The sequence below is a fragment of the Ketogulonicigenium robustum genome, from assembly GCF_002117445.1.
Classification (GTDB): domain Bacteria; phylum Pseudomonadota; class Alphaproteobacteria; order Rhodobacterales; family Rhodobacteraceae; genus Ketogulonicigenium; species Ketogulonicigenium robustum.
The window spans coordinates 1,088,903-1,111,861 of the sequence record NZ_CP019937.1 but is presented as its reverse complement, the minus strand read 5'-3'; the positions used below and the strand labels follow the sequence as shown (position 1 = coordinate 1,111,861).

At 62.6% G+C, this 22,959-nt stretch carries 22 protein-coding genes; 7 read left to right on the top strand and 15 right to left on the bottom strand.

What is annotated here, in order from left to right:
• Positions 1-82: 82 nt before the first annotated feature.
• The gene (locus BVG79_RS05715) at positions 83-952 is read left to right on the top strand and encodes a LysR family transcriptional regulator (RefSeq protein ID WP_085786039.1); all 870 of its coding nucleotides are present in this window, start codon (positions 83-85) and stop codon (positions 950-952) included.
• On the opposite strand, the gene BVG79_RS05710 is transcribed toward BVG79_RS05715, so the two are convergent.
• The 7 genes from BVG79_RS05710 to BVG79_RS05680 all read right to left on the bottom strand — a co-directional run bounded on the left by BVG79_RS05710 (position 949) and on the right by BVG79_RS05680 (position 9,762).
• Complete coding sequence (locus BVG79_RS05710; protein WP_085786038.1) at positions 949-3,408, bottom strand: beta-glucosidase; 2,460 nt, start codon at positions 3,406-3,408, stop codon at positions 949-951. The two genes, BVG79_RS05715 and BVG79_RS05710, sit on opposite strands and share 4 nt — an antisense overlap.
• Positions 3,398-4,789 (bottom strand): amidase, encoded by a 1,392-nt coding sequence (locus BVG79_RS05705; protein ID WP_085786037.1) that lies wholly within the window; start codon positions 4,787-4,789, stop codon positions 3,398-3,400. Before BVG79_RS05705 ends, BVG79_RS05710 begins: the two co-directional genes overlap by 11 nt.
• Positions 4,790-4,809: 20 nt before the next feature.
• The gene (locus BVG79_RS05700) at positions 4,810-5,610 is read right to left on the bottom strand and encodes an ATP-binding cassette domain-containing protein (RefSeq protein ID WP_085786036.1); all 801 of its coding nucleotides are present in this window, start codon (positions 5,608-5,610) and stop codon (positions 4,810-4,812) included.
• A complete protein-coding gene (locus BVG79_RS05695; RefSeq protein WP_085786035.1) occupies positions 5,603-6,412 on the bottom strand; it encodes an ATP-binding cassette domain-containing protein in 810 nt (269 codons plus the stop codon). The genes BVG79_RS05700 and BVG79_RS05695 overlap by 8 nt, the downstream gene beginning before the upstream one ends.
• Positions 6,409-7,227, bottom strand: coding sequence for an ABC transporter permease (locus BVG79_RS05690; RefSeq protein ID WP_085786034.1), 819 nt, complete (start codon positions 7,225-7,227; stop codon positions 6,409-6,411). Before BVG79_RS05690 ends, BVG79_RS05695 begins: the two co-directional genes overlap by 4 nt.
• A complete protein-coding gene (locus tag BVG79_RS05685; protein WP_085786033.1) occupies positions 7,224-8,177 on the bottom strand; it encodes an ABC transporter permease in 954 nt (317 codons plus the stop codon). Before BVG79_RS05685 ends, BVG79_RS05690 begins: the two co-directional genes overlap by 4 nt.
• A gap of 91 nt (positions 8,178-8,268) precedes the next feature.
• Positions 8,269-9,762: an ABC transporter substrate-binding protein gene (locus BVG79_RS05680; RefSeq protein WP_085786032.1), complete on the bottom strand. Its 1,494-nt coding sequence runs from the start codon at positions 9,760-9,762 to the stop codon at positions 8,269-8,271.
• 159 nt (positions 9,763-9,921) lie between these two features.
• Between BVG79_RS05680 and BVG79_RS05675 the strand changes: the two genes are divergently transcribed.
• Positions 9,922-10,824, top strand: coding sequence for a LysR family transcriptional regulator (locus BVG79_RS05675; RefSeq protein WP_085786031.1), 903 nt, complete (start codon positions 9,922-9,924; stop codon positions 10,822-10,824).
• Between the two features lie 30 nt (positions 10,825-10,854).
• Here BVG79_RS05675 and BVG79_RS05670 read toward each other — a convergent pair whose 3' ends face one another.
• A complete protein-coding gene (locus tag BVG79_RS05670) occupies positions 10,855-12,231 on the bottom strand; it encodes an aminotransferase family protein (protein ID WP_085786030.1) in 1,377 nt (458 codons plus the stop codon).
• A gap of 155 nt (positions 12,232-12,386) precedes the next feature.
• Here BVG79_RS05670 and BVG79_RS05665 point away from each other — a divergent pair, with 155 nt between their 5' ends.
• On the top strand, positions 12,387-12,938 hold the full coding sequence (locus BVG79_RS05665; RefSeq protein ID WP_085787272.1) for a cupin domain-containing protein: 552 nt from the start codon (positions 12,387-12,389) through the stop codon (positions 12,936-12,938).
• 46 nt (positions 12,939-12,984) lie between these two features.
• Here BVG79_RS05665 and BVG79_RS05660 read toward each other — a convergent pair whose 3' ends face one another.
• Together BVG79_RS05660 and opgC are read right to left on the bottom strand one after the other, a co-directional pair.
• Positions 12,985-13,119 carry an entericidin A/B family lipoprotein gene (locus BVG79_RS05660; RefSeq protein WP_085786029.1) on the bottom strand — a complete coding sequence of 45 codons (135 nt, stop codon included), beginning with the start codon at positions 13,117-13,119 and terminating at the stop codon, positions 12,985-12,987.
• Positions 13,120-13,181: 62 nt separating this feature from the next.
• The gene (gene opgC / locus BVG79_RS05655; protein WP_085786028.1) at positions 13,182-14,363 is read right to left on the bottom strand and encodes an OpgC domain-containing protein; all 1,182 of its coding nucleotides are present in this window, start codon (positions 14,361-14,363) and stop codon (positions 13,182-13,184) included.
• Positions 14,364-14,564: 201 nt separating this feature from the next.
• Here opgC and BVG79_RS05650 point away from each other — a divergent pair, with 201 nt between their 5' ends.
• From BVG79_RS05650 to BVG79_RS05635, 4 genes are all read left to right on the top strand, one after another.
• Positions 14,565-14,810, top strand: coding sequence for a hypothetical protein (locus BVG79_RS05650; RefSeq protein ID WP_085786027.1), 246 nt, complete (start codon positions 14,565-14,567; stop codon positions 14,808-14,810).
• 288 nt (positions 14,811-15,098) lie between these two features.
• Positions 15,099-16,184: a Hint domain-containing protein gene (locus BVG79_RS05645; protein WP_236951432.1), complete on the top strand. Its 1,086-nt coding sequence runs from the start codon at positions 15,099-15,101 to the stop codon at positions 16,182-16,184.
• Positions 16,185-16,817: 633 nt separating this feature from the next.
• On the top strand, positions 16,818-17,672 hold the full coding sequence (locus BVG79_RS05640) for a DMT family transporter (RefSeq protein WP_085786026.1): 855 nt from the start codon (positions 16,818-16,820) through the stop codon (positions 17,670-17,672).
• A gap of 10 nt (positions 17,673-17,682) precedes the next feature.
• Positions 17,683-18,288 (top strand): TetR/AcrR family transcriptional regulator, encoded by a 606-nt coding sequence (locus BVG79_RS05635; protein ID WP_085786025.1) that lies wholly within the window; start codon positions 17,683-17,685, stop codon positions 18,286-18,288.
• Here BVG79_RS05635 and BVG79_RS05630 read toward each other — a convergent pair.
• The 5 genes from BVG79_RS05630 to BVG79_RS05610 are packed head-to-tail and all read right to left on the bottom strand — an operon-like array spanning position 18,273 to position 22,933.
• A complete protein-coding gene (locus tag BVG79_RS05630; protein WP_085786024.1) occupies positions 18,273-18,854 on the bottom strand; it encodes an ABC transporter ATP-binding protein in 582 nt (193 codons plus the stop codon). The two genes, BVG79_RS05635 and BVG79_RS05630, sit on opposite strands and share 16 nt — an antisense overlap.
• Positions 18,847-19,596 carry an ATP-binding cassette domain-containing protein gene (locus tag BVG79_RS05625; protein WP_085786023.1) on the bottom strand — a complete coding sequence of 250 codons (750 nt, stop codon included), beginning with the start codon at positions 19,594-19,596 and terminating at the stop codon, positions 18,847-18,849. Before BVG79_RS05625 ends, BVG79_RS05630 begins: the two co-directional genes overlap by 8 nt.
• A complete protein-coding gene (locus tag BVG79_RS05620) occupies positions 19,590-20,402 on the bottom strand; it encodes an ABC transporter permease (protein WP_085786022.1) in 813 nt (270 codons plus the stop codon). The genes BVG79_RS05625 and BVG79_RS05620 overlap by 7 nt, the downstream gene beginning before the upstream one ends.
• Positions 20,399-21,364 carry an ABC transporter permease gene (locus tag BVG79_RS05615; RefSeq protein WP_236951431.1) on the bottom strand — a complete coding sequence of 322 codons (966 nt, stop codon included), beginning with the start codon at positions 21,362-21,364 and terminating at the stop codon, positions 20,399-20,401. Before BVG79_RS05615 ends, BVG79_RS05620 begins: the two co-directional genes overlap by 4 nt.
• A complete protein-coding gene (locus BVG79_RS05610; protein WP_236951430.1) occupies positions 21,365-22,933 on the bottom strand; it encodes an ABC transporter substrate-binding protein in 1,569 nt (522 codons plus the stop codon).
• Positions 22,934-22,959: the final 26 nt, after the last annotated feature.

The window sequence follows — 22,959 nt, the reverse complement described above, 5'->3', positions numbered from 1 at the left end:
CCTTGTTTCTAGCAGTATTGCGCTATGAAACGCGCACAGCAATGCTATAATGTAGGCATGCTGTTGTGCAAAAATAGACATAATGAACTGGGATGATGCGCGGATATTTCTGGCCGTGGCGCGGCATGGCCAGATGCTGGGCGCGGCCAAGGCGCTGGGGCTGAACCATGCCACAGTCGCGCGCCGTTTGGGGGCGTTGGAACGGGCGCTTGGCAATACGCTGTTTCAGCGCCGCACGAACGGCAGCGCGCTAACAGCCGAGGGTGAGGCGTTTTTGCGCCACGCCGAGGCGATGGAAAGCGCGACTTTGGCGGCGACAGCCGCTGTCGGCGGCGATGTCGAGGGGACGGTACGCGTTGGCGCGCCCGACGGGTTTGGTGTTGCCTATCTGGCACCGCGCTTGGGCGACTTGCTGGCCCAGCACCCCGGCTTGCGGATCGAGCTGGTGCCCGTTCCTCGCGCCTTTTCACTGTCGCGGCGCGAGGCGGACATCGCCGTCACGCTAGAGCGTCCGCGCGAGGGCCGCCTGATCGCGCGCAAACTGACGGATTATCGGCTGGGCCTCTATGCCGCGCGCAGCTATGTGGCGCGCCACGGCCTGCCCGCAACGCCGGACGACCTGCTGGCGCACCCGCTGGTGGGCTATGTGGATGATCTGATCTACACCAGCTCGCTGGATTATACGGCGGCGTTCTTGAAAAACTGGCGGACGACTTTGGCCATTTCATCCGCGATGGGCCAGACCGAGGCGGTGCGCGCGGGCGCTGGCATCGGCGTTCTGCACCGCTTTATGGCGCGCGATGATGCCGGTTTGGTGGCGGTTTTGCCCGAACACATCGTAACGCGCAGCTATTGGACCGTCGTGCACGAGGATCTGCGCAACTTGCGCCGTGTCGCGCTGGTGGCCAATTTTCTGTCGACCATCGTCCAGCGCGACAAGGCAATATTCTAGGCGCGCAGGGTAATATCCTGCGCGTCAAGCGTTACGGTGAAGCGATGCAGGATGTCGGCGGCGGATGTGCCGATGCGAACCTCGTAATCGCCAGCGGCGACGTGCCAGAGCTGGCGGTCGGTGTCGAAATAGGCGAAATCGCGCGGTGTGAGGGCGATTTTAGCGGCCTCCACCGCCCCTGCGGCCAGATGCAGCTTGGCAAAGCCCTTCAGTTCCGATGGCGGGCGCGACACAGGCGCATCAAGCGGCGCGATATACAGCTGGACAACCTCGGCCCCTGCCCGCGCGCCGGTATTTTCTACCTGTACTTGCACCGTCCCCGTGCCATCTGGGCAGATGTCATGCAGCGGCGTTCCGATGCGGAACTGGGTGTAGCCAAGGCCAAAGCCGAACGGGAATGCGGGCGCAAGCGCGTGGGCTTCGTGATAGCGATAGCCGATCAGCAACCCCTCGCCATAGCGGACGTGGCCATCGACGCCGGGGTAGATCGCGGGGTCGTTCGCGCCAGCGGTGGGGGTGTCGCGCAAGGTGACGGGGAAGCTTTGCGGCAAGCGACCGGATGGATAGGCAGTGCCTGTCAGCACGTCGGTGATGGCAAAGCCCGCCTCTTGCCCCGGGTACCACGCTTGCACAATGGCATCGACGCTATCGCGCCACGGCATTTCGACCGGCCCGCCGGTTTGCAACACGACGATGGTTTTCTTTGCCCTGCCCGCTACAGCCGCGACCAGCGCATCTTGTCCGCCCGGCAGGGTCATATCGGGCAAGTCCCATCCTTCGGTATCCCATTCCTCGGATCGGCCAAGGCAGAGGATCGCGATATCGGCGTTGGCGGCTACATCGGCCGCCGCGCGTAGGGCATCTTCGGCCAGCACGGGGCCGACGCCGACATGATAGGCGTGGAAATGCAAATCGAACGTGGGCTTGGTGGCGAATTCGAATGTCACCTCGACCGGCGTGCCTGCGGTTAGGGGCAAGGCGGCGACGATGGGGTCGCAGCCTTCCTCGAACAGGGTGCTGCCGCGCGTCCAGCTGTTCCACGCTTCTGCGACGACGGTGCCGTTCACCAGCAGGCGGCCACGGCCTGTGCAGTGCATGCCGAAGCGGTAATCGCCTGACACGTCGGGCGTGAACGTGCCGCTGATGCGGATGGAATGGTGCAGCTTGTCGATGCCGACGGGCATGTATTCCAGGAAACAGGCGATTTTGTCGTCGCTATCCGTGAAAACAGGGTTGCCGGACAGGTCTTCGCTATCGAACCATGTACGGGTGAATTCGCCCTTCAGAACGGGTTCGAAACGGTGGTTGGAGCAGCCTTGGGCAAATGTCAGTTGGTCTTCGCCGATCGCATCGGCCATCCCGTCCCAAATCGAGACGCGGCGATGCGCGTTCACCTGCGCCGAGCCGCCCCCCATGACGCGGGCGACCTTGGCGTTGGGGCCGATCAGCGCGATTTTCACGTTTTCCGGCAAGGGCAACGCGCCGTTGTTTTGCAGCAGAACCGCAGATTCGGCGCCTGCGGCGCGGATCAGGGCGCGAGTTTCGAGACGCTCGTGCGCGCGCTCGACCCGCTCGGCGGTGTTGTCGATGGCGCCTGTGCGCAGGATCAGCCGCAGGATGTTTTCGGCAGCGGCGCGTATGTGCGCGGGGTCGACTGTGCCCTCGGCCACGGCTGCGCGCAGCTTGTCGCCACGCCAGCGCGTGGGGCCGGGCATTTCCAGATCAAGGCCGGATGTGGCGCCAGCAGCGGTGCTGCGCAGGCCGAACCAGTCGGACATGGTCGTGCCGGTGAAGCCCCAATCCTCGCGCAGAACTTGCGTCAGCGCCCAGTGACTGTCGGCAACATAGGTGCCGTTCACCCGGTTATACGACGACATCACCGCCCAAGCGTCCGCATCTTTGACGGCGCGTTCAAACGGTATCATGTACAGCTCGCGCAGCGTCCGCTCGTCCACGTCGGATGAATTGGTCGTGCGGCGGATTTCACTTTCGTTCGCGATGAAATGCTTGAGGGTCGCGCCGACACCTTTTGACTGCAACCCCTTGACGATGCCAGTTGCCAGCGTCGCCGTCAGGATCGGGTCTTCGGACAGGCATTCGAAGTTTCGCCCGTTCAGCGGGCCGCGATGCAGGTTAATGGTCGGGCCCAGCAGCACGGCTGCGCCCTTGTCCAGCGCCTCGTCCGCCAGCGCGGCGCCGAGGCGTTCAGCCAGCGCGGGCGACCAGCTGGCACCGATGGCGATGCCGACCGGAAACGCGGCCGTTTTGGTGCCGCCCATCACCCCACCTGCCCCGCGCGCCCCGCTGGGGCCATCGGTCACCCCCAGCGCACCGATGGCCGGCGACTGGAAGGAAACGAGGTTCCACCAATCGGCGCCGGTCATCAGGTCGATTTGCTGATCCAGCGTCAGTTCATCTGCCAAGGCAGCAGCGCGGGTCAGGATGTCATGCGTCATAACGGGGCCAGTTGTTGATCGGTCCGCGCCAGTCCTCGTAAGCCTTGGCGACGGCGATCACAGTCAGATCGGCAAAGCGCGGCGCGACGATTTGCAGCCCGATAGGCATGCCAGACGCCGAGAACCCGCAGTTGATGGACGCGGCAGGTTGCTCGCCCATATTCCACGGCATGGTGAAGGCGATGTGTTCAAACGGGCGCATCGGATCGTTCGTCGGTGAGGCCCAATCGGCGGGGTAGCTGACGCTTGGGTTGACCGGCGACAAGATCACGTCGACCTGTTGGAACACTGCGGCGCAGGTGCGGCGCATGCCAAAAGTCTGGTCGAACCCGCGCGCGACCTCAATGGGCGAGTAGTTTACAGCGCTGCTGGCCCATTCCAGAATATAGGGCAGAATCTTGTCGCGCTTTTCGGGGCTGAGGCCCTGCATGATACCCCAGAAACGGGCACGCCAGCCCACGTCCAGCCCATCGAGCATTTCGCGTGTCAGCACGGGCGCGACTGGGATGATTTCGGCGCCTTGCGCCGCGAAGGTGTCTGCCGCGCGCTGGACGGCGGCTTTCACCTCGGGGTCGGCATCAAGGCCGCAGCCCGCGTCCAGCATGAGGCCGATTTTCATCCCTTTCACATTGGCGGCGGGCACATCCCAGTCCAGCGCCTCGTAGGGCAAGGATGTGGCGTCGCGCCAATCGGGGCGTGTGACGGTGGGCATAACGAAAGCCGCATCATCGACGGTGGGCGTCATCGGCCCCGCGCAGCGCCCCGTATAATAGGGGTCGATCGGCATCCGCCCCAGCGAGGGTTTGAACCCGAACAGCCCCGTCCAGCCGGCGGGCAAGCGCACCGAACCGCCAATATCCGTGCCGATATGCAGCGGCCCGTAGCCAGCCGCGCCTGCCGATGCGGCCCCCGCGGACGAGCCGCCGGGGTTTTCGCTCAGCTTCCACGGATTGCGGCTGAGCTGGTGGAAGGTCGACAGTCCCGAGGATAGCATCCCGTAATCTGGGCATGTGGTTTTGGCGAAGATAATCGCGCCATCTTCGCGCAGGCGCGCGGCGGTCGGCGCATCGGCGGTCGCGGGCACCAGATCGACGGCGGCGGTGCCTTGGGGGATGGGGTCGCCCTTGGTTGCGATCAGTTCTTTGACCGAAACCGGCATCCCGTCCAGCCGCCCCATCGGCGCACCCGCCATATAGCGGCTTTCGGCGGCTTTGGCGTCTTGCAGCGCCTGTTCGGGGCGGAAGGCATAAAGCGCGCCGACCTGCGGCTCGCTCGCCTCCACCCGCGCGATCAGGGCCTGCATGTACTCGACGGGCGACAGCTGTTTGGCCGCGAAAGCTGCAACAGTCTCGCGGGCGGTTTTATCAAGAATATCGTTCATACTATTGTTCCAAAAGACCTTTACGCCACGCGGCGTGATTTTCGACCAATAACTTCCAGCGTCGGCTCGGCAGCAAGCAGGCGCTGGGTGTAGGCTTCGACCGGGTGATCCAGCACGGCGCGTGCGGGGCCGGTTTCGACCAGCCTGCCGTGCTGCATGACGGCGACTTCGTCGCAGATTTCGTCGACGACGCCGATGTTGTGGGTGATGAACATGACGCCGATGCCGTGTTCGTCACGCAGCTTCAGGATCAGGTCCAAGATCTGCTTTTGCACCGTCAGATCGAGGGCGGATGTCGCCTCGTCCGCGACCAGCAGGCGGGGTTTGGTGATCAGCGCGCGCGCGATGGCGATGCGCTGGCGCTGACCACCCGAGAATTCATGCGGAAACCGCGTCATGTCTTTGCCAGACAGGCCGACATCTTCCAGCAGTTGGGCGACCATCTCGCGCCGCTCGGCCCCTTTGGGGGCTTTGGGGTCCAAATGCAGCGGCTCGGCGATGATTTTGCCCACATCATGGCGCGGGTCGAGCGAGCTATAAGGGTCCTGGAAAACCATCTGGAAGTTGCGTCGCGCCGCGCGCAAGGCAGCGGGCGACAGGTCGAACAGGCTCTGCCCCGCGACGGAGATGCGGCCCGATGTCGGCCGATCCAGCGCCATGACGATTTTCGCCAGCGTCGATTTGCCCGAGCCGCTTTCGCCGACCACCCCCAATATGCGCCCGCTGTCGAGCGAGAGCGACACGTTGTCCACCGCCTTGACTGTGGATTGACCCAGCACGAAATGGCGCGACAGGTTTTGGATAGAGAGGATCTCAGGCATGTTGCACCCCCAGCGAGTTGCGGACACGGCGCGGCATCGCGGAAATCAGCTTGCGCGTGTAGTCTTGGGTCGGGCGGCGCAGGATCTGCTCGGTCTCGCCCTGCTCGACCGGATCGCCACGATACATGACCAGCGTGCGGTCGGCGATGCGGCCGATCACGCCCAAGTCGTGCGAGATGAGGATGAGGGAAATGCCAAGATCGGTCACCAAATCATCCAGAATATCAAGGATTTCAGCCTGAACTGTCACATCCAGCGCAGTGGTGGGTTCATCCGCAATCAGCAGTTCGGGCTGCAAGGCCAAGGCGATGGCGATGCCGACGCGCTGACGCTGCCCGCCCGACATTTCATGCGGAAAGCTGTCGATACGTTCGGGCGCGCGGGGGATTTTCACCATTTCCAGCAGGCGCAGGGACTCGGCCCGCGCGGCGGATTTGGACAGGCCTTTGTTCAGGATCAGCCCTTCGGCGATTTGCGCGCCCACGCGCATGGCGGGGTTTAGGGCTGTCATCGGCTCTTGAAAAATCATGCCGATTTTGCGCCCGCGCAGCGCGCACATGTCACGCTCGGGCAGCGGCAGGATGTCTTGGCCGTCCAGCAAAATCTTGCCCGAGACTTTGGCCGTGCGTGGCAGCAGCCCCATGGTGGCCAGCGACAGCACCGATTTGCCCGAGCCGCTTTCGCCGACGATCCCTAGCGTTTCGCCTTTTTCCAGATCGAAGCTGATGCCGTGGACAACCTCGACTGCGGGGCCGTGGGCGCGCGCGAAGGACACGCGCAGGTCTTGAACCGAGAGCATCATGATGCTTGCCCCTTTCGCGGGTCAATCAGGTCGCGCAGGCCGTCGCCCAGCAGATTCAGGCCCAGCACGGCGATGGCAATAGCCAGCCCTGGGGCTAGCACCAGATGCGGCGCGGACGAGATATACGTTTGCGATTCCATCAGCATACGTCCCCAGCTGGGTGTGGGGGGCGCGACGCTCATGCCCAGAAAGCTGAGGCCGGCTTCCGACAGGATGCCAAGGCCGGTTTGGATGGCAAGCTGAACGATGATCTGCGCCGAGATGTTCGGCACGATATGCTGCAGCGTGATCAGCGCGGGGCCTTTGCCGGCCATCCGCGCCGCTTGCACGAAGTCGCGCGACCAGATTTGTAGCGCAGCGCCCCGTGTGATGCGGGCGAAGACCGGCACCATAAACAGGCCGATGGCGATAATGGCCGTCGTTGGCCCGCCGCCCAGCAGCGCGCCCAGCAAAATGGCGGACAGGATGGGCGGAAAGGCAAATAGTACGCCGTTTACGGCCATCACGGCGCGGTCGAACGCGCCCCCCAAAGCAGCGGCAGTGATGCCGATAAGCGTGCCGACCGCACTGCCCAGCACCGTGGCGGTAAAGGCGATGCCTAGCGATGTCCAAGCGCCGGCCATGATGATCGACAGAACGTCGCGGCCGATCTGGTCGGTGCCCAGCAGGCCCGCCACGCCCGGCCCTTTCATACGCTGGGCGATATTCATGGCAGTGGGGTCGGCAGGTGTCCAGAACTGGCTGACGATTGCGGCGCCCACCAGCACGGCGGTGATGGCACCGCCGATATAAAGCGAAAGAGGTAGCTTCTTCATGTCCGGCCCTTCAGGCGGGGATCGATCACCGCGTAAAGCGCGTCGACGACTGCGTTTGCGACCAGAACGATCAGGGCGAACAGCAAGATGACGTTCTGCACCACGATCAGGTCGCGTTGCGACAGGGATTGGTAGGCCAAGGTGCCAAGACCCGGCAGCGTGAAGACGTTTTCAACCAGCACCGCGCCCGAAATCAGGAACGGGATTTGCAGCCCCAGCATCGTCACCACCGGCAGCATGGCGTTTGGCACCGCGTGGCGCCACAGCGCCCGCGTGCGGCTGAGGCCCTTGGCGCGGGCGGTGCGGACGAAATCTTCGTTGATCACCTCGATCACCGAGGCGCGGGTCACGCGGGTCAGTACGGCGGATTGCGGGATGGCTAGCGCCACCGCAGGCAGGATCAGCGCGCTGAACGCGGGGCCGATGCCCGCCGACCAGCCCGGAAAGCCGCCGGTCGAAAACAGCCCTAGGCCGAGGGCAACCCCGAGGATGAGGAGCAGGCCGATCCAGAAGTTCGGCACCGCGATACCCACCTGCGAGAATAGCGAGGCCACCGTATCGACAGGCCCGCTGGGGCGGTTTGCCGCCCAAACACCCAGCGGCAGCGCGATGGCCAGCGACAGCGCGGTCGCCAACACCGCAAGCGGCAGCGTGACCATCAGCCGTTCGCCAATCAGGTCGGCCACGGGGGTCTTATAGATGTAGGACATGCCCAAATCGCCGCGCAGCAGCCCCAGCAGCCATTCGACGTAGCGGACAAGAAACGACCGGTCGAGGCCGAGTTCGGCGCGCAAGGCGGCCAGCGTATCGGGCGCGGCGTTTGTGCCCAGCATGATCGTGGCGGCGTCGCCGGGGGCGGCTTCGATCAGAGCAAAGATGACGAAGGACGAGATCCCCAAGACAAGGGCCAGTCCGGCCGCCTGTTTCAGGATTCGAAGAAGACGTGGCATAGCGTGGTAACTTTCAGTCATGCCAAGCGGGGCAGCGCCCCGACGTGCGGTGAAGTGCGGGGCAAGCGCGCGGCCTGCCCCGAATGGGTGGTCAGTTCGCCCAGCGAACGTCGGTCATGTCGTTCGACGGCACGGGGCCGTTTTCCCACACGCCTTGCAGGCCCGCATCCCAAACGCCCAGTTTGGGGTTGGAGTAGAGGAACAGCGCAGGCACGTCGGTGGCAATGATTTCTTGCGCGGTCTTATATCCTTCGGCGCGGGCCTCGGGTGTGGTCGCAGCGGCAATGGCAGCGATGGTCGCGTCGAAATCGGGGTTTTCGTAATTGAAGTAGTACGGGTGGCGCGCGTAGATGTTGATGTCCAGCGGCTCGGCATGGCCGATGATGGTCATGTCGTAATCGCGGCCTGTCATCACCTGCGTGACCCAAGCGGCGGGGAAATCGGTAATTTCGATGTTTGCCGTCACGCCGATTTGTTGGAAGAACGCCTGCATGATCTCGGCCGAGCGTTGCGCGTAAGTTCGGTTCGGCACCGAGAACGTGAAGGTAAACCCGTCGGCATAGCCTGCGTCGGCCAGCAGCGCTTTGGCCGCTTCGGGGTCGTAGCTGTAGGTGCCAGTCAGGTCTTCGTAAAACGGGCTGGCGGGCGAGAAGTGCGAGCCGATCGGCGTGCCGTAGCCCGAGGTCACCACATCGACCAGCGCACTGCGTTCAATCGACATCATCAGCGCTTGGCGCACGCGGGGGTCGTCAAACGGCGGGCGGGTGTTGTTCATGCCCGCGACGACTTCCATCTCGCCCGCGCCGGCATGGGCGGTGAATTTTGCGTCGGATGTGAACTGTTCAAACAGCTCGGGCGCGCCGAGTTCGGCGATCACTTGCGCCTGCCCCGATTTCAGCGCGGCGACCTGTGCCTGTGGGTCGGCGATGAAACGCGCAGTGACAGTATCCAGCTCGGGGCGGCCGCCCCAATAGCCGTCATAGGCCGACATGATGACGCGGTCGCCCTTGCGCCATTCGTCAACCTTGAACGGGCCTGTGCCGACGGGAGCGGTGGCGTTGGTGGCGGCCGAGGTCGGCTCGACCATGACGGCGGCGGGGAAACCCATCCAGTAGAGCAGGTCCGAATTCGGCTGCGACAGGGTTACGACCAGCGTCATGTCGTCGGCGACTTCGACGCTTGCAATCGCGGCATAAAGGGCCTTCTGCCCGTTAGTTGAATCCGGCCCGATCAGTTTGTCGAGGCTGAATTTGGCGACATTGGCATCAAATGCGGCACCATTGTGGTAGGTCACGTTCGGGCGCAGATGGAAGGTGTAGGTCAGGCCGTCGTCCGAAATATCCCAGCTTTCGGCCAGTTGGGGCTGGATTTCGGCGTTACGGTCGATGGTGACCAGCCCCTCGAACACGTTTTGCCACGTGACCTGACCTGCGGCGACGGGGGAATCCTCGCTCGGGTCCAGGCCGGTGGGTTCAACGGGTTGGATGAAGGTAACCTCGCCCGCGGCCATGGCGGCGAACGGGACAGCGGCGCACAAAGCAGCAAGCGAGACGGCTTTGGCAAGATGGCGCAGGTGCGGCGTCATTATCTTTCCTTTGTTTTTATATTACGACCCTGTTGGCAGTTCGTGCCATACGATGCCACCACTAGACCGCATGTGCGAGTGATTTGAAATCTGAAAAAATGTGTCTACTGTGCACCGAAAAACGTAGCACTGAAGTGCTGCCTGCAGCAGGGGCTGGTTTTGGACATCGACGCGATTGAACTTTTCAACGAATTGGCCCGTTCTGGCTCGATCCGGCAGACGGCCGAGGTTATGGGCATGTCCCCCACCGCCGTGGTGCGGCAAATTGACAAGATCGAGCATGAGTTTGGCGCAACGCTGTTGGATCGCACGCCGCGCGGTGTGCGGCTGACCGCTGCAGGCGAAGTTTTGGTGGCCGGATCGCGCGAGATTGCCCGCGAATTGCGGGCCATGCAGCAGCGGATGGATGACCTGAAGGGGCTGCGGCGCGGGCATGTGTCGATCCATGTGAACGGGGCGGCGATCAGTTCCATCCTTGCGCCAGTGCTGTATGATTTTTCGCACAAACACCCGCGCATCAGTATCGAAGTGTCTGTCTCCTCCGCGCAGGGGGCGCTGGATGCGGTAGCGGGCGGGCTGACCGATATGGCGGTGACGATGTTTGCGCCGGTCGACACGCGCATCGTCAACCGGTTCAAAATCCCCGTCCGGCACGAGCCGATCATGGCAGCCGACCACCCGCTTGCCGCGCAAAAGACGATTACGGTCGATGATCTGGTGCGCCACCGGCTGGCCCTGCCCGACCGCAGCTATGGCGTGCGCCGCGCGTTTGACGCCCGCTTGCGCGCCCACGGGTTTGACGCCAGCGAGGCGGGCTTCACCACATCATCGCTGGAGTTGCAGAAAGAACTGGCGATGCGCGGGGTTGCGGTGCTGATCTTGCCCGAAATGGCGGTGCAGCGTGAATTGGATGCAGGCTATCTGGTCGCCCGCCCGTTCATTCAGAAAGACCGGATCGAGACGTTGCTGGAGTTGAGCCATTCGGTTTCGCGCCACCAAAGCATGGCGGCGCGGCGGCTACTGGAATTTATAGAAAGCTTCCTGCGGCGCCACCATGGGTGAAAGGCGGCCCGTTTAGGCCGCCCCCCAGTATCAGCCGAAAACGCGGCCCAAGGCGATGTCGACGGCGTTAGTAATCTCGTCGATATTCTCGGGGGTGGCGATCAGCGCGGGCGCGAAGCACAGGGTGTTGTTGAACCCCGGGATCGAGCGGTTCGATGCGCCTATGATCACACCCTCTTTGCTGCATTCGGCGACGACAGCGCCGATGTCTTTTTCGGAGACGGGGGTTTTGCTGGTGCGGTCGCTGACCAGTTCCGCGCCGCAGAACAGGCCCTTGCCGCGCACGTCGCCGATGACATAGTGCTTGGCCATCAGCGCGGTGAGGTTCGCTATCATCTGGTGGCCGCGGTCAACGGTGTTTTGCAGCAAGCCTTCGCGTTCAATGATGTCCATGTTGACCAGCGCGGCGGCGGGGCCAGCGGTGCAGCCGCCGAAGGTGGAAATATCGCGGAAGTGGTTCAGGATGTCGGACGGGTCGTCCTTGAACATCTCGAAGATTTCTTCGGTCGTCACGCAGCAAGCAATCGCGGCGTAGCCCGATGCGACGCCCTTGGCCATGGTCACGAAGTCGGGCTTGATGCCGTAGTGCTGGTAGCCGAACCATGTGCCGGTGCGACCAATGCCGCAGACGACTTCGTCGATGTGCAGCAGAATGTCGTATTTCTTGCAAATCGCCTGCACGGCCTCCCAATACCCCTCGGGCGGGGTGATGACGCCGCCGCCAGCGGTGACAGGTTCCAGACACAACGCGCCAACAGTTTCAGGGCCTTCGCGCAGAATGACTTCCTCGATCGCCTCGGCCGCGCGCTTGCCATAGGCTGCACCAGTTAGATCCCACTGGGCGCGGTATTCCAGGCAGTGCGGGACGCGGATGAAATCGGGCGCCATCGGCCCGTATTGCATATTGCGCTGGTCTTGCCCGCCCGCCGACATGGTCGCCAGCGTGCCGCCGTGGTAGTCGCGATCACGATACAGGATCTTGGTTTTCTTGCCGCCGTATTTCTTGTGCGCGATCTGGCGCACCAGCTTGAAGGCTTTCTCGTTCGCCTCGGACCCCGAGTTGCAATAGTAGACGCGGCTCATGCCGGGCATCTTTTCGATCAGACGCTCGGCGAACAGCGCGCCGGGGATCGTACCAGCCGAGCCAGCAAAGTAGTTCATCTTGATGACGGCATCGCGGATTGCGTCACCGATTTCGGCGCGGCCGTAGCCCACGTTCACCGTCCAGACGGCGCCCGAGACGGCATCAAGGAAGCGCTTGCCGTGCTGGTCCCACACGTGGATACCCTGCCCCTCGACAATCACGCGGGGGTCGCTGACCTCGTAGGGTTTGTGCTGCGTCAGGTGGTGCCAGACATGGGCCTTGTCAGCCTTGACCACGTGGGAAATGTCGTTGTTGCCGTCCATCGGAACCTCTGGGGTGTGGGGATGGTTTATCTCGCCACGTCATCTGGTTTTGCACAAGCCTTTTTATGGTGGGCGTAAGGTATTGATTTATGGATGTGTGCCGCAAAATGTTTGCATATACTGCACAACATCAACAACGGGCAGCGGGGGCGGTCATGGACCAGCTGGATATTGGCGGCAAACTGCGCGCGCTGCGCGTGGCGCGGGGGATGTCGCAGCGCGTTTTGGCGCAACGCGTGGGCGTGCCCAATTCGACGATATCGCTGATTGAATCGGGCCGCGCGAACCCCTCGGTCGGGTCGCTGAAGCGAATCTTGGACGGGCTGCCGATTGGCTTGGCCGAATTCTTTGCCTACGACCCCGACGCCCAGCGGCAGGTGTTCTTTGCCGCCGAGGAGCTGCGCGAGATCGGAAAGGGGAAAATATCGTTCCGGCAGGTCGGCCACGGCGGCGCGGGGCGCGCGCTGCAGATGTTGAAAGAGGTCTACCAGCCCGGCGCCGACACCGGCCGTGTGCCCCTGACCCATGCGGGCGAGGAAGTCGGCTTGGTGCTGAGCGGGCGATTGGAAGTCACCGTCGATGGCCGCAAAAAGGTTTTGGGCGCTGGCGACGCTTATGCGTTCGACAGCACGCTACCGCACAGGTTTCGCAATGCAGGCAGCGTCGTTTGCGAGGTTGTCAGCGCGTGCACCCCGCCGACGTTCTAACGCAAACAGCCCCGCGCAACGGACTGCGCGGGGCGCTTTTCGAAGATTAGTTGGCCGCTTGCGCGCGGCGCGCCTCTTGGCTGACGGATTGGCCGGCGCTTTGCAGGTCACGTCCAGCGCCCTCGATAGTCGAGCAAGCGGCGAGACCGGCCAGAGCGACGAGGATGATGAGGTTTTTCATGTTTTTTCTCCGAAAAAGGGAAAGAATAGCAGCAGCCTACAGCCTAGATTTAAGATTCGCTACTAGGCAGATTTCTTTTGGCTGTTTGGTGCCAATTGGTGGCTGCGCCACAGCGCGGGCAGCGGCAGCAGGGCGTAGACGACCACAGCCGTGACAGTCATGCCAACCTGCCCCAGCGGCCCCAGCTGTTGCGAGAAGTAGAACGCCAGATACACCAGCGGCACGTGCCAGACGTAGGTTTGAAGCGAGTGCTGCCCCATCATTACGGCGGGGCGCCATTGCATCATCTGCGCCAGACCGCGCCCAACGTGGCCGACCACCGGCAAGCGGCTATAGCGCCCATAGACCAGCAGCCATGCCACAAGGTAGCCGACGGCGGCGAAGCTAATCACGAACAGCGGCCCCAGCGCGCGGCGATTCTCGATCACGCGGAAGACGTGATAGAAGGCCTCGGGCATGGGGACGTTTGCGGACAGCACACGCAGCGGCAGCATCAGCAGCAGAACGCCGGTTGCGATCGCGGCCCAGAAAGCCGCGCGTTGCGGCGGAATGGCGGCGACGTTCAAGGCCCCGCGGCTGAGCTGTGCGCCGATGACCAGCCCGCCCATGAACAGCAGTTGCCAGCCAAATGGGTGAAATGCCATCCGCAGGCCCTGCCCGTCCGAGGCGCCAAAGATCCAGTCTAGCGCGACCTCGGGATATACCCAGACCTTCAGCTGAACCGACAGCCACAGCAGCGCCGAGGCAGCCATCACGGTTTTCCAGCGGCCCTGATCAACCAAACGCAACGCGGGAACCGAGGCTGCGATAAACAAAATATACATCGGAAGAATGTCGGCAAAGGTCGGCTGATAGACCAACCCCAGCAATGCGATAGTACGCCACGGGTCCCACGGCTCGGCGGTTCCGGTCCAATTCTTGAAGATGTCGCCCCCATCGGGCAGCGCCAGACGCATCAGGAAGATGACGGCAAGCAGGCCTAGACAATACCGCCAGAGCTGCCAAATGCGTTGCTTGGCCATGCCTTGCAGGAAGGGGTATCCGCGCTGCGACAGACGACGTTGGCCGACCAGTCCGAAGACCAGCCCTGACACAAAAACAAATGCTTGGGCGCTCTCGGTAAACATGACCGAGCGGAAGTGCAGGCTGAGAAGCCAAAAGCCCTGCGGGAACACGAGATGGCTCAGCACCATGCTGATCAGTAGCCAACCCCGCAGTCCGTCTATGATTTCTATGCGCTTCAAATGCTTTGGTCACTTCTGTAGTTGATCGATGAAAGTTAATCCCTTCCGCCGCAGATCACTTGCGGCGGGGCGGGTTTCTTTGGTTTTGGCGAAAGCTTGCCGGTTCGGCAGGTTTGGGGCGGCAAGAAGCCGCCACCTAGGGACGCGCGCTGGCCAGTTGAGGCGAGTTGTATTTCAGTAGCCACGCCCCATATCGGTGCGATGCAAGGCACAACCATTCATCAGCGGCTGCGCACGTGGCGCTATGCGGCCTTTCGTCAGGCGAAGTTTCGCGCGGTGTACGCGCATGCGGTGATGGTCGCGCATATGGAGGGCCGTCTGATCGCGGATGATCACCCCTCTTGGTCACGAATCGATTCTGCGATCAAGGCTGCCCAAGCGGGAGATCCCGACGCGCTGGCGCGAATCGAGAGGGAACTGCTGCGCCTGCGCGATAAAAACACGTAGAATTGTTTACGTTTCATTAATCTTAAGACGCCGAAATTTATTATTTTCTATCTGCTTAGGTATTTTTTGAATTAACGGAAAACATTATCCATTAAAAATTTTTTAATGACGTATTGCAAAGCCGCTGGAACTGGGATTTAGAAGCTTTGGCCCCAAAGGCCGCATCGATGAGCTGATAGCCGTCTGAACATGCCCAACCCGGCACAAACGACCTTCCCTCATCTCTAACACTAACGCGTTCCCCGGCATTTTGTTTGGGGCTTAACATTGTATTTGTGGAGATAATCCGTGGCGATCCATACCGTTCATTACTACGCGATTTCTGATCTTACCATTTCCCCTAGCTGGCCCGTGAACTCCAGCGATGGTGCCGCTTTGCTCAACGGCAAGTTCACCATCGCCGCCAACGCAGAACTCAAAGAAGTCCTGGTCAACGACGACGATCCGATGTTCTCGGACGACGATATTGAAGGCCAAGGTGCTATTTGGGGTCAGGATGGTGTTGGCCAATCGATTGAGGGTACAACGACCAAGATCGAGGCCGAGTATCTGATCACTTTGTCTGACGGAACAAACACTTACACTGCTGTTGCTGTCGCAACCGGTGGTAACAACAACGTTATCGGCTTCTCGTTTGCGGCTGAAGGCGGCGTGCCCCCCGTTGGCGTCGAATTGACGATCACCAAGGTAGAAGACAGCACGCAAAACGCCGACGGCTCTTATACCGCCGTTGGAATCCCCTACGAAGACATGATCGCGTGCTTCACCAGCGGCACGCTGATCGCTACGCCCAAAGGGGACGTCGCGATCGAAACGCTGCGTGAGGGCGATCTGGTTCTGACGAAGGATCACGGCCCGCAACCGCTGCGTTGGATCGGCTCCAGCAAAGTCAGCGCCGCCAAGCTGCAAGAGCGTGCAAACCTGCGCCCGATCCGCATTCGCGCTGGTGCGCTGGGTGACAATATGCCCGTGCAAGACCTGACCGTGTCGCCGCAGCACCGCGTCCTGCTGACCTCGAAAATCGCGCGTAACATGTTTGACGCAACCGAAGTTTTGGTCGCGGCCAAACAACTTCTGCAAATCGAAGGCATTGATATCGTTGATGATCTGTCCGGTGTGGAATACTTCCACATGCTGTTCGACCGTCACGAGATCGTCGTGTCGAATGGCGCTGAAACCGAGTCTCTGTTCACTGGCCCGATGGCCCTGAAGTCGCTGCCGACCGAGGCTGTCGCCGAAATCTTCGCGATCTTCCCCGAGCTGCAAGCCCGCGACTACGCGCCGACCCCTGCCCGCGTTCTGCTGACCGGCCGCCAAGCGCGCCGCTTGGTAGTACGTCACATTGGCCGCAACCGTCCGTTGGTCGCTGCTTAAGGTTCGAACCTTAAGGTTTTACGAAAATAAAAAGCGGCAACAGGAAACTGTTGCCGCTTTTTGCATTGCTGCATTGCGTATTTTGCATGCCACTTGTTAACCAAAATATGCCGTTTTAGCCGAAATTGGTTAACGGATCTCAATTTTTAGATTATTAAAATTGTAATCAACATGATATTTTCTACTTTAGGTTGTATTAACCCTAGGTGAAAATGTATTAATACGATTGTTCGTAATTTTCATTACAGATTCGTCGTATTTATTAACGAAGAAAATGGAAATGGATGTTGTGAGAAGCGCTGTTCATTGAAGAAATGGCATAGCTTTCTATGCGCTTTTTCTATCTGCGCCAGAAGGCACCTTGGCCCCGCTCGCAAGCCGTTTGGCGGCTGCGAAGGGGCCAATAGTTTTACTTGAACCAAAAATCAACACAAATCGTCACTATGCGAAAAATTAGTGTAAAGGCGGCGCCCGCGCCAGCATCAAAGCTGTGCGGCGGCGCACAGACTACGTCGCGTTGGCGCACAGTCTTCGCGCCCCCAAAACATTGACCCGCGGCAGTCATGATACTAATTCGTACATATAGTAGACGCAATCGTACACATTGCGCCGCCTTCATCATGGATCAATAAGATGCCACTCTCACCTCGGGCCGCTGCTGCGACCGCAACCATCTTGTGGGGCTTCACCTACATCCTCACGACAACCATGCTTCCGCCGAACCCGATGTTCCTTGCCGCTGTGCGCGCGCTGGGGGGCGGGGTCATTTTGCTGTTCCTGGCGCGTGACGTTCCGCCGCGCGCCTGGTGGGGCAAGTTGACCGTGTTGGGCACGTTGAACAACGGGTTGTTCTTCGGGCTGCTGTTTGTAGCCGCTGTGCGCCTACCCGGCGGCGTTGCGGCGACGTTTCAGGCGCTGACACCGCTGTTTACCGTATTGCTGGCGCTGCCGCTGCTGGGGGTCGCCCCTTCGCGCGTTAAGTTGATTGCTGTGTTGGCGGGTGCTGTCGGCGTATCGATGGTCGTCTTGCGGGGCGGCGCGGGTCTGGATGCGATCGGCATTCTGGCGGCTTTCGGCTCGGCTGTTTCGTTGTCGCTGGGGGGAATTTTGCTGCACAAATGGGGCCGTCCGTCCTCGGTTGTCAGCCTGACGGCGTGGCAAATGCTGATTGCCGGCGTTGAACTCGCCATCGTGGCCGTCATCATGGGCGACGTTCCCACGTCGCTGAGCGCGACCAACGTGCTGGGCCTTGTCATCTTGGCCGTGCTGCTGACCGCAGTGCCGTTCGTGCTGTGGTTCACCGGCATTCAGGGCGCGGGCCCGTCGGCCATCGCACCGTTCATGTTGTTGACGCCGATTGTGGCCTTTGTACTGGATGCGCTGGTACATCGCGTCTTGCCCAGCCCGCTGCAAGCCCTGGGTGTCGTTGTGGTGATTGGCGCGCTGCTGCTGGGGCAGTTTGCTGATCGCAAACCCGCTAAGGGCTAAGGAAAAGACCATGTCCGCACGCCCCCCACTGTCCTCGCGCGGCGCTGCCCGTCAAGAAGCGTTAATCGCCGCCGCGACCGAGCTATTTCTGGCCAAAGGCTTTGCCAATGTCACGATTGACGAGGTGGTGGCCGTTGCGGGCGGGTCGAAAACCAGCGTTTACCGCCAGTTCGGCGGGAAAGAGGGGCTGTTCGCCGAGGTTGTGACCCAGCTTTGCGCGACGCTCCTCTCGCCCTTGGCCCATCTGGACTTGGGCGGGGCGACCCCTGCGGTCGGGCTGGATATTCTGGCCCGCACCTTGATGCGCCAGTTGTTACAGCCCCGCCATATCGCGTTTCAGCGCATGGTGCTGGCGGTGTCGGACCAGTTCCCCGCGCTGATGGCGAAGTGGTACGATGTTGGCCCGCGCCAAAGCCAAGCGATGATCGCGCGCTTTCTGGGCGACGACGCGCAGGCGCGGCGTTTAGCAATCTTTTTCCATGACATGATTGTGACCGATGCCGTCAACAGCGCCATGATGGGCCAAGACCCCGCGTGGCCGGATGTCGAGGTTATGATCGCCGATGCCGTCCGCTTGGTCGTTTGCGCCCTGGCTGATCGCTACAGTGTAACCTGACCCAGCGTGCAGATTTGCCCCAGCAGCGCCCTGTCGTGGCTGATCGCAAGAATGCCAACACACTGATCGCGCGCGACGCGCTGTAGCAGCCGCCAGATATGCAGCTGTGACAGCGGGTCGAGGGCGGATGTGATCTCGTCGGCAACCAGATAGCGCGGGCGCAGCGCCAAGGCCCGTAGCAGGGCAACACGCTGCAACTGGCCGCCCGAGAGTTCATGCGGAAATCGGTCGTGCCACGCCGCTGGCACGCCGATGGCGGCGCGCAGGTCGGGGGACGTGTCCTGCCCCTCGGTAATGATCCGCCCGATCCGCCAGCGCGGGTTCATGGCGGACAATGGATCTTGGTAGAGATATTGCACAGCGCGAAAATCGGGCACAGCCCCGTCCATCGTGATAACGCCAGCACTTGGGCGATGCAGCCCCGCCAGCACGCGGCCAAGGGTCGTTTTACCCTGCCCTGATGGCCCTGAAAGCCCCACGATCTCGCCCGCAGGCAGCGCCAAGCTAGCGTTTTCCAGCACGATGCGGCGGCCATGGGTGGCAGTGATCGCGCGGGCCTCAAGCATCGGTGAAGCCGTTTTCAGGCAAGGCGCGCCACAGGTTGCGTGCGGGCAGCGGCAAAGCCTCGCCTGCCCCCGTGAACTGGCCGGCAGGCGCCGCCGCGACGATACGGCCATTGTCCAGCACGATGACGCGGGTGGCGATGGGCAGCACAGACATCAGGTCGTGGGTGATGACCAGCGCCGCGCCACCACGTTTGGCCAGGGTTTGCAGATGGGTTGTCACGATCGTGCTGTTGGTGGGGTCAAGGCCCGCCGTGGGCTCGTCCGCGATGATCAGGTCGGGCGCGGCCCCTAGGGCTAGCGCCAGCAGCACGCGCCGCGCCATGCCGCCCGACAGTTGATGCGGCATAAGCCGTTTAACGCTCGCGTCCAGCCCCACACTGGCCAGCAGCGCGGCGGGGGTCGCCGCCTGCCCCTTGCGGCGTGCCATCCAGCTTAGCTGCGCGCCCACGCGGGCCAGCGGATCCAGAAAACCATGGTGTTGCGGAAGCAGCGCCACGGGGTGCAAGGGCGTAATGGGATGCCCGTGCAAGGCGATCGTCCCGCTGCATTGGGCATTTGCGGGCAGAATGTTCATGATCGCATGGGCTAGCAGGCTTTTGCCTGCGCCAGATGCCCCCAGCACGACAACAATTTCGCCCGCAGCCACGGTCAAGTTGATGTCCGTCAGCAGCGGCAACACCTGCGTGCCGCGCAAACCGACAGGACGGGCGACGCCGACGGACAGGCCCGCGACCCTCAACATGGGGCCACGCGCGGCGCGGTCAGGCGGCGGATCGCGTTGCCCAATGCATCGAACGCCAGCACCAGCGCCAGCAGCATCAGACCCGGAAACAGCGCCAGCCACCAACGCCCGGCACTGATATGCCGCATCGCATCGGCCAGCATCACGCCGATGGCCGGGCGCGAGGGCTCGAGCCCGAAGCCAAGGAAGGTCAGCCCCGCCTCGTGCAAGATGGCGTGGGGGAACATCAGCACGAAACCCACCATCATCTGCGGGACCAAGTGGGGCAGAATATGGTGCATCGCGACAAAGGCGCGCGATTTACCCATGGCATACGCCGCCTCGATATAGGGGGCGGCGGCGATTTGCAGCAGCTCGGCCCGCAGGATGCGTGCAAGGCGGGGCCAGTGGCTAATCGCCACGGCGGCGATGACAGCCTGCGTGCCGCCCCCAAACGCAAAGCTGAGGAGGATCAGCAGCATCAGGTGCGGCATGGCCAGCATCGCGTCGATGATAAATGCCGCAATCTTGTCGACCCGCCGCCCGAAGGTTGAAACAAGCGCGAATCCAGTCGCAATCGCCACCGCCAGCCCCGCCGCGATAACCCCCACCTGCAGGCTGAGGGCAAGGCCGTGCACCGCGCGCGCCAGCATATCGCGCCCCATCTGGTCGGTGCCGAAGGGGTGGCGCATGCTGGGCGGCAGCATGCGGGCGGCAAAGTCGGGCTGCACACCCGCGTCGCCCAATCCCCACGCCGCCAGCGCGACCGCGCCGATCAGGCTGGCGGCCGAAGCCGATGTTAAAACGGCCCACCCGCGCGCGTTCATCGGGCAGCCATCCGTGGGTCGATACGGGTATAAAGTATATTCGCCAGCCCCGTCGCCGCAGCCACGACCAGCGCGGTCAGCAGCGCGATAGCCAGCAGCAGCGGCACATCGCCCTTCATCCCTGCGGCGACGGTCGCGCGCCCCAAGCCCGGCCATGCAAAGACCTGCTCGGCCAAAATAGCGCCGCCCATCACCTCGCCCACCGATGCCAACATTGCAGTGACGGCGGGCAGTGCGGCGTTACGCGCGCCGTGGTGCAGCAGAATGTCGAGTGCGCCCGCCCCTTGCGTTCGCGTAAGGGCGACGTAGTCGCTTTGCAGCACCTCGATCAGTTTGACGCGGGTGTGCAGCGCGATTTGCGCGACACCGAACAGCGTCAGCACGACCAGCGGCAGCATGAGGTGATGAACGCGCGCCGCGAAACTAACCTGATCGGGCGGCACGCCAATCGGCCCCGCGCAGCAGACGGGCGCCCACCCCAATGTGACGGCGAACACCATCAGCATGATCATCGCCAGCCAGAACGTGGGCGTTGCAGCCAGTACATAGCAGTAGAGGCGGATCACCCTGTCGGGCCAGCGGCCCGCAAACAGCGCGGCGAGCGCCCCCAGCACGCACCCCAGTGCGCCCGACAGCAGCCACGCCAGACCCGCCAGCGCCAGCGATGGCCCCAGCCGGTCGCCCAGAACCTGCGCGACCGGCACATTATACGCGTGGCTGAACCCCAGATCACCGCGCAGAATATGCGCGGCCCACGCCAGAAACTGCTGGTACGCGGGCTGATCCAGCCCCCAGTCTGCCGCGATCTGCGCGCGCTGTTCGGGGCCGACGGTGGCGATCGCCGGCCCGAGGTAGGCGTCGATCGGGTCGATGGGCGCGGCCTTCATCAGCATGAACACGGCTAGCGCCACGGTGGCCAGCAGCGCAAGCTGGCGCAGGATGATCCGGAATGCGGTGGTCACTTAGTCACACGTCCAGCGCCATTGGGTCAGCGTGGCCGTGATGGGCCAGCCGTGGCCGTGCGGCTCGATTTGCGGGGTGCCGATGTCGAGGCAATCATTGATCAGATAGACGTGGTCGAGGTTGGCCAGCCACAGCCAAACGTTATCGCCGTTGACGCCGTAGATGGCCGCGGCCTCGGACCAAAGGGGGTATGAGGCCTCGAGCCCGACGGCAGATTGCGCGCCCGCGAACAGCGCATCGACCTGCGGGTTGCTGTAGTAGGACGGGTTGTCGTAGGCGACGCCCGCCCTGCGGGAATCGAACAGGCTGTAAAGCTGGTAGGGTGAATGGCTGCCAAAGCCAAAAACCACCGGATCGGTATGCATCACGCGGCGGATCGCATCCCAGCTGCCGCCGGTCGGCGTCGCCTCGATACCCAAGGGGCGCAGCAAAGCGGCGGCGGTTTCGGCCAGCGCCTGACGCGTGGTGTCACCGGCTGGGTAGTGCAGTGCAAAGGCCGCGCGTTGGCCGCCCTTGGCGCGCACGCCATCGCTGCCGACCTTCCACCCCGCGCCGTCCAGCAGCGCGTTTGCGGCGGGCAGGTCATAATCGACACGGTCGTCTGCGCCGCCCCACGGCAACCCATCGGCCGGGCCGAAGGCTGGCGTACCATGACCATGCAGTGCAACATCGATCAGCGTTGCGCGGTCCAGCCCCATATTCATCGCGCGGCGGATGGCGGGGTCGGCTGTAACGCTGTTGCCGATGGTTTGGCCATCGATACTGGTGGGCGATTGAAACGGCAGGCTGATGCCACGGTTGTCAACCGTCGCAACGCTGCGAGCATGGAAACCGGCCGGCACGCTGTCGGCTAGTTGCGCAGGCACGGCGACCATTTGCACCGCCCCCGCCTGCGCGGCCGCCAGTCCAGCATCCTCGCCGGTAAAGAGAAAGGTGATTTGCGCGAAATCGCTGGCCGCGCCGTAGTATTCGTCGTTGCGGGACACGATCAGCTGTGCGCCCTCGTCCCACGATACCATTTTATAGGGGCCCGACCCTACCGGATGGCGGCCATAATCGGGCCCGTAGCTGCCTGATGGCACTATGCCGAGGGTGAAGAACGCCTCGGCAAAGGTGATCCAAGGGCGATCCAGCGTCAGGCGCACGGTTTGCGGGTCGATAGCGACGGCCTCGCGCAGTACTTGCAGGTCGAGCGCGCCTGCGGCGGCTTTCGCCTGATTGAAGGTGAAGGCCACGTCATCAGCATCCAGCGGCGTGCCGTCGGTGAAAAAAACGCCATCGCGCAGGGTGATCGTCCACGTCAGGCGGTCGTCCGACAGTTGCAGGCCTGTCGCCAGATCGGGTTCGGTCTTCAGTGCAGCGTCGCGGCGGAGCAGCGTTGATTGGAACAGCGGGTTGCCATAGCTGCCCCAGCCCAAAAGCGGATCGAAGCCTGTCTCGGGCTCGCCCCCTATGGCAAGAACAAGGGCGGGCGCGCCCTGTGCGCTGGCCACCGTCGCCATCGCGAGCGCCGCCCCGAAGCAGAGACTGCGCATCTGACGCGCCGGTGTGCCGTATGTTTTTTTCATACGTATTTCATACGCGCACCTTGCCG

Coding starts and splice junctions, on each gene's coding strand:
- BVG79_RS05665 (WP_085787272.1), top strand. CDS start 12,387: ATGGACCAGCTGGATATTGGCGGCAAACTGCGCGCGCTGCGCGTGGCG.
- BVG79_RS05685 (WP_085786033.1), bottom strand. CDS start 8,177: ATGCCACGTCTTCTTCGAATCCTGAAACAGGCGGCCGGACTGGCCCTT.
- BVG79_RS05635 (WP_085786025.1), top strand. CDS start 17,683: ATGTCCGCACGCCCCCCACTGTCCTCGCGCGGCGCTGCCCGTCAAGAA.
- BVG79_RS05705 (WP_085786037.1), bottom strand. CDS start 4,789: ATGAACGATATTCTTGATAAAACCGCCCGCGAGACTGTTGCAGCTTTC.
- BVG79_RS05660 (WP_085786029.1), bottom strand. CDS start 13,119: ATGAAAAACCTCATCATCCTCGTCGCTCTGGCCGGTCTCGCCGCTTGC.
- BVG79_RS05610 (WP_236951430.1), bottom strand. CDS start 22,933: ATGAAAAAAACATACGGCACACCGGCGCGTCAGATGCGCAGTCTCTGC.
- BVG79_RS05680 (WP_085786032.1), bottom strand. CDS start 9,762: ATGACGCCGCACCTGCGCCATCTTGCCAAAGCCGTCTCGCTTGCTGCT.
- BVG79_RS05700 (WP_085786036.1), bottom strand. CDS start 5,610: ATGCCTGAGATCCTCTCTATCCAAAACCTGTCGCGCCATTTCGTGCTG.
- BVG79_RS05670 (WP_085786030.1), bottom strand. CDS start 12,231: ATGGACGGCAACAACGACATTTCCCACGTGGTCAAGGCTGACAAGGCC.
- BVG79_RS05690 (WP_085786034.1), bottom strand. CDS start 7,227: ATGAAGAAGCTACCTCTTTCGCTTTATATCGGCGGTGCCATCACCGCC.
- BVG79_RS05630 (WP_085786024.1), bottom strand. CDS start 18,854: ATGCTTGAGGCCCGCGCGATCACTGCCACCCATGGCCGCCGCATCGTG.
- BVG79_RS05625 (WP_085786023.1), bottom strand. CDS start 19,596: ATGTTGAGGGTCGCGGGCCTGTCCGTCGGCGTCGCCCGTCCTGTCGGT.
- BVG79_RS05715 (WP_085786039.1), top strand. CDS start 83: ATGAACTGGGATGATGCGCGGATATTTCTGGCCGTGGCGCGGCATGGC.
- BVG79_RS05620 (WP_085786022.1), bottom strand. CDS start 20,402: ATGAACGCGCGCGGGTGGGCCGTTTTAACATCGGCTTCGGCCGCCAGC.
- BVG79_RS05695 (WP_085786035.1), bottom strand. CDS start 6,412: ATGATGCTCTCGGTTCAAGACCTGCGCGTGTCCTTCGCGCGCGCCCAC.
- BVG79_RS05640 (WP_085786026.1), top strand. CDS start 16,818: ATGCCACTCTCACCTCGGGCCGCTGCTGCGACCGCAACCATCTTGTGG.
- BVG79_RS05650 (WP_085786027.1), top strand. CDS start 14,565: ATGCAAGGCACAACCATTCATCAGCGGCTGCGCACGTGGCGCTATGCG.
- BVG79_RS05710 (WP_085786038.1), bottom strand. CDS start 3,408: ATGACGCATGACATCCTGACCCGCGCTGCTGCCTTGGCAGATGAACTG.